General features: G+C 67.0%; 7 protein-coding genes and 2 CRISPR repeat arrays. All 7 genes read right to left on the reverse strand.

Annotated elements, in window-relative coordinates:
• Positions 1-57: 57 nt before the first annotated feature.
• Positions 58-821: direct repeats of the CRISPR family, unit length 37 nt; unit sequence GTTGCGACCCTCGGTCGCCCCAGAGGGCGACCGCCAC.
• 130 nt (positions 822-951) lie between these two features.
• Genes cas2 through cas3 form a run of 7 tightly spaced genes read right to left on the reverse strand, consistent with a single transcriptional unit; the run spans position 952 to position 8,416 of the window.
• Positions 952-1,218 carry a CRISPR-associated endonuclease Cas2 gene (gene cas2, locus ABT294_RS41155; RefSeq protein WP_350811886.1) on the reverse strand — a complete coding sequence of 89 codons (267 nt, stop codon included), beginning with the start codon at positions 1,216-1,218 and terminating at the stop codon, positions 952-954.
• Complete coding sequence (gene cas1c / locus ABT294_RS41160; protein WP_350811887.1) at positions 1,103-2,269, reverse strand: type I-C CRISPR-associated endonuclease Cas1c; 1,167 nt, start codon at positions 2,267-2,269, stop codon at positions 1,103-1,105. Before cas1c ends, cas2 begins: the two co-directional genes overlap by 116 nt.
• Positions 2,262-2,882: a CRISPR-associated protein Cas4 gene (cas4, locus tag ABT294_RS41165; protein ID WP_350811888.1), complete on the reverse strand. Its 621-nt coding sequence runs from the start codon at positions 2,880-2,882 to the stop codon at positions 2,262-2,264. Before cas4 ends, cas1c begins: the two co-directional genes overlap by 8 nt.
• Positions 2,883-2,923: 41 nt before the next feature.
• Positions 2,924-3,784 carry a type I-C CRISPR-associated protein Cas7/Csd2 gene (cas7c, locus tag ABT294_RS41170; protein WP_350811889.1) on the reverse strand — a complete coding sequence of 287 codons (861 nt, stop codon included), beginning with the start codon at positions 3,782-3,784 and terminating at the stop codon, positions 2,924-2,926.
• 36 nt (positions 3,785-3,820) lie between these two features.
• Positions 3,821-5,551, reverse strand: a complete 1,731-nt coding sequence (cas8c, locus tag ABT294_RS41175; protein ID WP_350811890.1) for a type I-C CRISPR-associated protein Cas8c/Csd1 — start codon at positions 5,549-5,551, stop codon at positions 3,821-3,823.
• 4 nt (positions 5,552-5,555) lie between these two features.
• A complete protein-coding gene (cas5c, locus tag ABT294_RS41180) occupies positions 5,556-6,203 on the reverse strand; it encodes a type I-C CRISPR-associated protein Cas5c (protein ID WP_350811891.1) in 648 nt (215 codons plus the stop codon).
• Positions 6,204-6,241: 38 nt separating this feature from the next.
• Positions 6,242-8,416 carry a CRISPR-associated helicase Cas3' gene (cas3, locus tag ABT294_RS41185; RefSeq protein ID WP_350811892.1) on the reverse strand — a complete coding sequence of 725 codons (2,175 nt, stop codon included), beginning with the start codon at positions 8,414-8,416 and terminating at the stop codon, positions 6,242-6,244.
• 432 nt (positions 8,417-8,848) lie between these two features.
• Positions 8,849-10,411: a CRISPR direct-repeat array (repeat unit 37 nt; unit sequence GTGGCGGTCGCCCTCCGGGGCGACCGAGGGTCGCAAC).
• The last annotated feature ends 55 nt before the right edge of the window (positions 10,412-10,466 follow it).

Genomic DNA, 10,466 nt, shown 5'->3' on the forward strand with positions numbered 1-10,466 from the left:
CCCAGAGGGCGACCGCCACCTGATGGTCGAGCACGGCACCCGCGCGGGGGAGTACATGTTGCGACCCTCGGTCGCCCCAGAGGGCGACCGCCACCAGGAAGTCGATGAGTCCACCCTGCCGGAGTGGTTGTTGCGACCCTCGGTCGCCCCAGAGGGCGACCGCCACACAGGAAATGGCTAAGGCCACCGTTGACACCATCACGTTGCGACCCTCGGTCGCCCCAGAGGGCGACCGCCACTCCTTCCAGCCACGCCAGGCATCCAGCATGCGCTGGTTGCGACCCTCGGTCGCCCCAGAGGGCGACCGCCACCTGCTCGCCGGTGGGGTCCTCGGCGGGCCCGCTCATGTTGCGACCCTCGGTCGCCCCAGAGGGCGACCGCCACGGTACAGCTCGGACAGCACCAGCCGCGGCACAGGGTTGCGACCCTCGGTCGCCCCAGAGGGCGACCGCCACCCAGAGCATGAGCAGGACCGCCGGAACGGCCGCGGCGTTGCGACCCTCGGTCGCCCCAGAGGGCGACCGCCACTTGGTCGTCGTGCCCAGCCCGACCATTGTCTTGGTGTTGCGACCCTCGGTCGCCCCAGAGGGCGACCGCCACATCTGACGCTCACCTCTCACAAGCTTGCTCTGTACGGGTTGCGACCCTCGGTCGCCCCAGAGGGCGACCGCCACCCGGGGTGATGGACGCCGACTACTCGATCGGCGCTCCCGTTGCGACCCTCGGTCGCCCCAGAGGGCGACCGCCACTGTTGATCAGCATCGGTTATCCCCTAGGCGTAGACGTTGCGACCCTCGGTCGCCCCAGAGGGCGACCGCCACGGCGTCTGACCAGGCATTACGCCTTGCCAGCACCTGTAAGAAGACTTGCGAATTCACTTATCAAGGAGCATTCGGGGTGATAACTCCTTAGGAACCTATCGCGTGTCGCGCGAGCACTTCAGGTTCCGAACTACAGGATGAGCGGATCCTGGTGGGGAGCGGGCTCGGCGACGCCCAGGCGATGCACGGTGGCGAACCCGTTGGACGGCAGTCGATAGACCCGTACCGAATCATCAGAAGCTTCGATAATCCGCGTCGCGGCGTCGAGCAGGGTGAGCAGTTCAGCGTCCGTGCAGGTGATCTCGAACACCGACTTCTGGACGCGATAGCCATATCCCTCGCACAGCTTGGCCATCCGCCGCAGCCGACGGCGACCCTCCGGTGTGGTGGTCACCACGTCGTACGTCAGGAGCAGCTGCATCAGCCGACCGTCCAGGGGATGTAACCAGGCAGCTCACCGCGGATGTGGCGGCGAGGAGGCGGGATTGGACAACAGGCAGCAGCGAGGCGGACACCTTTCGCCCAAGCAGCTTGTGGGGCCAATCCTTGTTCTTCCACGCCTGCCATTCGGTGAGGACGAGGCGGCGGCCGTCCTCAGTCAACTGGACCGCGCCACCGGGCAGCGTCTCGAAGTGCTCCTTGCTTAGTTGCTTACGGTTGAGGAGGTTGAGCGCGAGCCGGTCGGCGTGAAAGGGACGGAACTCTTCCATCAGGTCCAGGGCGAGGGCCGGCTTGCCGGGCCGCATGCCGTGGAGGAAGCCGAGGTAGGGGTCCAAGCCCACTTGCTCGGCGGCTCCGTGGACGAGGGCGCGGGTCAGACCGTACAGGAACGACAGCAGCGCGTTAACGGGGTCGGTCGGGGGACGCCGCGTCCGATTGCTGAAGGGTGCTATGTCGGACGGTATGCGGAGCATCTGCGCCAGCCCCTCGAAGTAGAGGCGGGCGGCCTGACCTTCAAGCCCCATGAGTTCGTCGAGGTTTCCCGCATCCCCGGCGCGGGCCAGGAGGTCATCGATGTCCTGGGCGAGCGACCGTAGAGAAGCCTGCGCCGGGGTGGTCGCATCGCGTGCTCCGCGCAGGAGGAGCTGCCGGGAGTTTTGTAGTTTGCCGGCCACACAGCTTCTGGCGATCTGCAAGCGCAGGTCGGGAGCGGCGTGGGAAAGGTGCTGGGCGTGGCGCAGCAGGACGTTGCCGCGCGTGGGTCCGTCGACCCGGCCGAGGAACCGACCGGACAGACTCATCCAGACCACAGATCGGCCATCGTCCGCGCACCGGGCGAGGAGTTCGGCGGACAGCGACACGTGACCGTAGACCACGATGCCATCCAGGCGGCGCAGCGGCAGCGTCCGTTTCGGGGTTTCCGGAATGACGATCTTGAGACTGTCGTGGTCGAGGTGGAGGCTGGCCCCTTGGGTCTGGACGTAGAGCGTGTTGAGGAGTTCAGTCATCCCATGCCGCTTCAGGTTGGGGGGTGAACAGCTTGGATGCGGCTCGCATGAAGGTGTCCCTGCGGGCGAGGACGCGCGGCATGCACATGTCGTGCATCGAACAGCGGCGGCACCGCTGGTCAGCAGCGGCACCGGGAAGCGTGGCTGTGGCCAGTGTGTGCCGTACCTCTTCGGCGAGCGTGATGACCCGATCCCGGGCGGCGGCATCGATGGCGACGGTGTGTCTGCGGCGATCCGCGGCAGAGTAGATCACTCCGTGCGGAATCGAGCGTCCGAACATGGCTTCCAGGCACATGGCCTGGCCCGCCACCTGTACGTCAGCAGGTCCGCCCGGCGTGTAGGAGCCCGACTTGTGCTCAACTGGGATGACGCGTCGGTCACGGTGGATCTCCACCACGTCGCAGACCCCGACCAGCGCGAGCCCGTCATGCCACACCGGCAGAGCCCGCAGAATGCGTACGGCACCGCGTGTCTCGTGCCCTGGGTCGTGGACGCGCTGGTGCATGAGTGTGCCGCGGATGGTCGCCGCGTCGTCGGCGTATCCGTCCTCTAGGAGGATGAGTCCGGCTTGGCGTGGACAGTAGGCGTGATGTTCCAGAGCCGACAGCGTCACCTGCGAGAGGGGGACGCCGTCGGCCTGCCGAGCCGGCCGGCTCACCCGACGACGCTGGTGAGCGTGACCCCGTCGGGGAGATCGTCCCGGACGGAGACCGTGTAGTCAGCGAACGAACGCGGAATCGGCTTACTGGGGTTGACCTCGACACCTTCGAACAGTTGGTGAGCCGGGGCGCGGCCGAACTGGTCGTCGTGGCTGAACACGTACAGGCGACGTAGGGCCATCTCACCGCGGGTCGAGGCGCGGTCGTGTTCGAACATCAAGCTCATGGCACGCCAGAACGTCTCCAGGTCCTGGCTGGTCACGCCGGTGCGGCGGGCCAGCGGGGCGCTGAAGTGGCCATATCCCAGGTAGAGGGCGTAGGGGATCATGTGCTTGTTGCCCATCTCGGTCGACTCGCCCTTGTCGATGTCGTCTTGGCGGGTCTGGGTGACGCGGGTGATGCCGTGCTCCTGAGGCAGGACCGCGTCGACGGACCGGGAGAAGGTGAGCTGCATCGGCCCCTGGACGCGTCCGCACGGTTTGGTGCCGGTGGACATGACTGCGCCGAACATGCGCACGTCGTAGAAGGTCTGGCACATCCACTGCTGCGCCTCAAGTTCGGACTTACGCCGCTGCTTGGGGTCCAAGTCCAGGGCGGCGTAGGCCCGCTCGTGCTGTGCGTTGAGCGCGACCCCGGCTTCGACATAGATGTCGTAGCTGGCCACGCCCTCGTTGAGCAGCGACACCATGTTCCGGATCTTGCGCTTGATCGCCACGTCGGTGACTAGGCCGTCGCCGGTTTCCGGATCGGTCCGGGGCATGCCTCCGGCGTCGGGGTCTCCGTTGGGGTTGCCGTCGCGCACGTCGAACAGGAAGACGAAGTCATGCTTGCGGGCGGGATCCAGGTGGACGGACATACCGAAGAATTCCTTTCGGGAGGAAGAGGACGACGGTCAGGCGGATTCGGACGAGGGGTTCTTGCGCGCAGCCGCTGCGCGGGCTGCGTCCCGGTCGGCCGCTCGCTGCTGGTGGTAACCGAGAACGAACCGTCCCTGGCCGACCAGATCCAGGGTGGCCGGGATCTCGGCGGTGAACTTCTGGAAGATCTCGTCCAGGCGCTTGTCCAGTGCGATCCCAGCGGCCTTCTTGGAGCCGCGCAGCCGCCGGAGATGGCCCGTGGCGTTCTTGCGCAGCATGGTGAGCATCGGCAGCGGCCTGCCCATGGTCGCGCCGAAGAACTTGTCCCCGATCGTGGTGTTGACGTTATCCAGCGCAGTGCGTTGGATGTCCTCCAGCACGGCGAAGACACGTCCGCACAGATAGGCGGGGTCGCGCGTGTCGAGATTGAGATGGTCCACCAGGGTCTCCTTCATGGCCGGGGTGGCTCGGACAAGCAACAGCCGCAGTAGCGCGGCGCGCGGCAGGTCCACACGGTTGTCGGCACGGATGCGCTGGATTAGGCGGGCCAGCAGGTGCGCGGGCAGCGGGGTGCCGTGCAGGGCGGCGGCCATGAGGTCACGCTCGGCCGATCGGGGTGCGGTGTCCTTGACGTAGCCCTGCTTGCCGTATCGGCCAAGCGCGGTCGCCATCCGCCACAGCGGTACCCGCTGCGGTCCTTCCTCCCACAGATCGGTCATCTCGTGGTCGGCGAACCAGACGTCCAGGTGCCGACACAGCTCTATCAACGGGACGTCGATCCAGTCACGGATCACCACGCGGCTCTGATTGGCCGACAGGGTCACGGCGTAGAAGGCATTGTCGTCCAACCAGTCGGCGCGCCGGGCCGGCGGAAGGTTCACCTGCTCGATGATGCCGTCGATGTCCTTGGGCTGGGCTTCGCGGACCGCGCCCAGCAGGGAGAACGGGGCGGGGCGGCGCAGCCACCACACCAGGACGCTGTCAGCGCCGCGGTAATGGTGCTGCCGGTCTGCCAGCAGGGCATTCAGCGCGGACATCGCCTGCCCGCCGCAGGAGTCGCAGATCGGTGTGTTGACCAGCTGGGTGATGCCGCCTCGCCCCTGGGCGGCCTTGTTGATCGACACGAGCTGCGCGTCCCGGCCGCGGCCACCCGCCACCGGGATACCACTCGGCTTGACCGGCTCGGGAATGGTGGCCAGCAACGGTCCTTGCTCACCGCACGACAGGCAGATTCCCTGACCGCTGGCGGCGCTCTTACGCTCACGGACGATCTGGCCCCACACCCGCACAGCGGACGGGAGGGCGTGCACCCAGCCCTGATCTGTACGGATCGCCACCACGTCGGATGGCTTGGCCTCCGAGGGGATCTCCACCTCCGACAAGGCGCCGCGTTGCAGAAAACGGACCACCGGTTCGGCCAGGGGTTCCTCCTTGGCCCACCTGTTGACCAGCTCGACGAAGTCCTCGGCGCGCCGCCGGGCGTCGACGATCTGCTTGTCACTGTCGTCCTTCGGCATCGCCAGCACGTACTGCAACGTGTCGGTGAGCAGGAACGGCAGCGATCCGATACCGGACCGCTGCACGTACGGCGTGTCGAGCGGCACGCCCGACTTGGCATCGGCGGTGCTCAGATCCACCAGGCGGCCTCCCCGCGGGCGTCCACCTTCGTCCAGGTCGATCGCCCAGCGCACGTTGCGGTTGCGGTAGTAGGGCGGTGGGAGGTCACATCGGTCGTTGGCGTGCACGGCGAGCTTTCTGATCAGCATGGGGTCACCGCCTGCCACCGGTACGCGTGCCGGCGCCGGGCAGCTCGGCCCCTTCACGCGGAATCATCAACACGCCCTGCTGAAGTTCGGCGTGGAACCATCGATAGCTTTCGCCGTCCGGGCGATAGCCGATGCTGTGCAGCATCACTCCGAGCACCTCGTCGTGCGGGATCGGCTCCCGGTCGGTCTTGGGGTGGAAGGAAGCCGAGAACTCCCGAACACCCAAGAACGGCTGGGAGAAGCATGCGCCGCGCTCGACTCTCCGACGGAACTGGTCGCGATACTTGGCCTCTGGATCGGTGGCGTGCTGGCGGAGCCGTACCTGGGCGTGGATGCGGTAGGCGACCTTGCGCAGGCACACCATGTTGCGCTGGTCGCGGTCGGCCTCGGCGTCGAACCGCACGGTGGTGTCGGTCATGGCCTCGCGCACCCAGGCCAGCGTCAGCATGGAGGAGACCTCGTTGCGGCGGAATGACGCCCATCGGATGGGCTCGAGAACGTCGATGCGCTCTATCTGGTAGCTGAACTCCGGCTTCCAGAAGATCGCCTCCAGTACGCCCTTGGCGGCCGACGGCGTCATGACCGGGTAGCTCATCCGCTCCGTCTTGAACTCCGGACGGGTGAAACAGGCGTATGGCGCCTCGACCTCCACGACGAGCGGCGGTGGCGGATGGTGAACGCGACGGGTGGTCAAAACACCAGCTCCTGAGGGTCGGGAGAGGTCATGTCGATACCTCGATGCGGGTGGTAGTCGCCGAGCCATTCGATGAGATCACCGACGACAGCGGTGGCTAGTCCTTCTTCCAATGCCTTACGCGCGGCACCTCGTGGCAGCGTGGCCAGATAGGGACGCAGGGCGCGCAGCTGGGCGCCTGCTCCCGGATGGCCGGCACGCAGGTGGGTGAGGATCCGGTCCAACTTCTCGGTGTCGCCGTAACGCACCGCCACGGGAACGGTCCATTCGTCGATCATGCGGAACAGCTCGGCCACGCGGGGGAAGTCATGAGCTTGACGCCCCTGCTGGATCTCCCAGCCGGCCGCCTCGACGTTGTGGAAATCGAACCTGGCCTTGTAATAGGCCTGCAACGCGTCCAGATCGTCCGGCGGGCAGTGCGCGCCGAACCTGGCACGGGTGGCTTCTAGCGCTGCGCCATAGAGCATGTCGGCCGCCTTGTTGCCGTCCTCAGGGTCGAAGATGGTGACCAGCCCATACGGCAAACGCCCGCTGCGGTTGACACGCCCAGCGGCCTGCTGAAGAGAGTCAGCGGAAGCAATCGCTCGAAACCCGGCGGGGAAGTCGAGGTCTACTCCTGCCTCGACCAGCTGGGTGCTCACCACCGCGATCGGCTCCTCTTCGGCAAGGCACCGCCTGATCTCGTCCAGGGTGTCGCGCCGGTGGGCGGCTGCCATCCGTGTCGACAGGTGGAGCGCCGGGCGGTGCCCTTCGACAAGCTCATGCATCCGGGCGGCGTCCCTGGTGGTGTTGACCACCAGCAGGACCTGTGGCTCCGCCGCAGCCTGCTCGGCAATCTGCGCCATCGTCGGCTTGGGATCCAGCAGCCACCGGTAACGCACCCGGTTCAGCGCCTTGTACAGCGGCTTCGGCTCGGCAATCACATCCCTGATCGGTGTCCCTCTCAGCGGGCTGAGCAGCTCGAACGGCGGCTGAGTTGCCGAGGCCAGCACCACCGTCGCGCCGAACCACTGCGTCAGACTCCGCAGCGCCGACACGATCGGAATCAGCAACCGGTCCGGCAGTGCCTGCACCTCGTCCAGGACGATGACCGAACCTGCCAGCCGGTGCACGCGACGCATCGCCGCGGGCTTGTGAGAGAACAGCGACTCGAACAACCGTATGGTGGTGGTCACCACGAAGGGTGCATCCCAATTCTCTGCGGCCAGCCGTTGCCACCTCCTGTTGGCGGTGCCGTCATCCAGGTCGATGCCGCTGTGGTGCTCCAGCACCACCGGATGCCCGCCCTCGACTTCCAAAAGGTCGCGATAGACCGATGCGTTCTGCTCGGTGATCGACATGAACGGCACGGCGACGATGACGCGCTTCATTCGATGCCGCTGGGCGTGACACACGGCGAAGCCGCCCGCCGCGAGGGTCTTCCCCGAGCCTGTGGGGGCTGGGATGCGATAAATACCACGTGGTCCCTGCGCGGCCTCCAGGCACTGCCTGTAGACGTCCTGACGCAACCCGTCGATCGGTGACTTCGGCCTGTTCTTGAGCAACTCCTGACGCCCCTGGTCGAAACGCTCGGCCAGATCAGCAGCAGAAACCGGATGAAAGGGGCGCGCAGCGCCGGCGAAATGCTCCTCAGTGTCTAGAAAATCCGCATCTACTACAGTGCTGTAGACCATACGAACCAAGAGGTCCAACGCGTACGGGTCCTCATTCGCCGCCTCGGGCAGCCAGGGAGGTAGTGCGATCTGCGCCGGCGGATGAATCTCCGGCACGATTTGCCCTACTTGCTGGACGGCCTCGGCGACCAGCGGATCATCGTCTGCGAAACGCAGCTCCTGTTTGAGGCGTACGGAGTCAGGCAATCCGCCGTGATGACCGAACACCACGGCCGCCATGATGCCGAAGCCCTGCTTGTCCAGCAGCCAGGTACCCGCATGCTTGTGCGGGACGCCCACCCGCCCACCGTGCCCTTCCGCCACGATCAGGCCCCGCTGCCACTCACATGATCCTTTTCCTGCATCGTGCAACAACCCGCAATGAGCAGCTAGCGGCCCCGCACCGAAGACCTCACCAAAGGCACCCGCTCGCCACGCGGTTCCCCGCAAATGGTCCACGAGATCATGGCGGAGCCTGTCACCGTCCCGGGCACTGTGCGCCCATAAGCGTTCGGCCACGCACTCCCCTTACTTGGAGAATCCCTGCGAGAGCTGAACTTTAGGAGATGCCACCGACAGTTTCGCCATGTTCCGCCAAATATCCGCCAACAACATCGATTACTTCATGCTGGACAGGGGCTGCCGCTCAGGCGGCCGACCCGACTCTGCACTTCTGCTTCCCTCAGACCAACCATGATCACAGGCCTCGATCGGGCTGCCCTTGGACCTGTACGAAGTTCCGGGCGGGGCTCAAAGTGGGTTCTCCTGGCATAGCGTTACGCCTATGGGCACTATCGACAAGTGGCCGCCTGAGCGTGCGGTTCGGAACCTGAAGCGCTCACGCGACACGCGATAGGTTCCTAAGGAGTTATCACCCCGAATGCTCCTTGATAAGTGAATACGCAAGTCTTCCTATCGGCGCCGTGAAGGCATAATGCCTGCTCAGACGCCGTGGCGGTCGCCCTCCGGGGCGACCGAGGGTCGCAACCTTTTGCCCTTCTACATTTGCGCTGGTCAGAGCATGTGGCGGTCGCCCTCCGGGGCGACCGAGGGTCGCAACGACTTGCCAGTCGATGGCAGGGTGAAGGTCGGCGAGTGGCGGTCGCCCTCCGGGGCGACCGAGGGTCGCAACATGTCCTGGGCGATGCTCTTCGTGCCCTGCGTGAAGGTGGCGGTCGCCCTCCGGGGCGACCGAGGGTCGCAACGTCTTGGGTGTACGCGAGCATCGGCAGTTCGGGTGGTGGCGGTCGCCCTCCGGGGCGACCGAGGGTCGCAACGCGTCACAGGCGATGGACGTGTACGAGCAGGATCCGAGTGGCGGTCGCCCTCCGGGGCGACCGAGGGTCGCAACGGCCCGTCCTGGCGGGCCTGGCCAGCACCTTGACCGTGGCGGTCGCCCTCCGGGGCGACCGAGGGTCGCAACCTGCTGTGCCGGTGCCAGTCGGAGGGTGGCCCGTGTGGCGGTCGCCCTCCGGGGCGATCGAGGGGCGCAACGGGCGAGCTGACATGGTCGGCATGAGCGCCTCGATCGGTGGCGGTCGCCCTCCGGGGCGACCGAGGGTCGCAACTCTTCAGCTGGCCGGCGTGCGCAGATCCGGCTTAGCAGGTGTGGCGGTCGCCCTCCGGGGCGACCGAGGGTCGCAACAGCACGGTGCGCTGCTCGCACACGATGGTCGCGGGTGGCGGTCGCCCTCCGGGGCGACCGAGGGTCGCAACTACGTCCCCAACATCATCGAGACCCTCGCCCGCGGTGGCGGTCGCCCTCCGGGGCGACCGAGGGTCGCAACTTCGCGCCGGTGAACCATGCGCCGATCTTGCCGGGTGGCGGTCGCCCTCCGGGGCGACCGAGGGTCGCAACTCCGAAGAGGACGGCTTTCCCGACTTCCTGAACTGGCGTGGCGGTCGCCCTCCGGGGCGACCGAGGGTCGCAACCTGCTCAGTACGGGCCTGACGCTCGGCGCGGGCCTGTGGCGGTCGCCCTCCGGGGCGACCGAGGGTCGCAACACCTCGGTAACCGCGCCGTGCAGAGCAGGGCGGGCGTGGCGGTCGCCCTCTGGGGCGACCGAGGGTCGCAACATCTCCAAGTGGCCGCGCATGGACCGCGAGCTGATCGCGTGGCGGTCGCCCTCCGGGGCGACCGAGGGTCGCAACACGAACATCTGCCGAGGCGTGCGGCGGACGCGCGCGTGGCGGTCGCCCTCCGGGGCGACCGAGGGTCGCAACACCGAGAAGCGCGGCCAGTACTGGCGCGTCCGCTGTGGCGGTCGCCCTCCGGGGCGACCGAGGGTCGCAACGTCTTCGTCTTCCAGGAGAAAGACCCGCCCTACCTGGGTGGCGGTGGCCCTCCGGGGCGACCGAGGGTCGCAACTACCTGCTGAAGGCCCGCGGCTACGCCAAGGATCTGGAGTGGCGGTCGCCCTCCGGGGCGACCGAGGGTCGCAACGATGCCGCACTCGGGGCAGACCCGGAGGGCGGCCGTGGCGGTCGCCCTCCGGGGCGACCGAGGGTCGCAACACCCACGCCGGTACGAGCCGTAGAGGCCGCGCCGCAGGGAAGTGGCGGTCGCCCT

Origin of the sequence: Nonomuraea sp. NPDC000554, assembly GCF_040300065.1 — a bacterium.
GTDB lineage: Bacteria > Actinomycetota > Actinomycetes > Streptosporangiales > Streptosporangiaceae > Nonomuraea.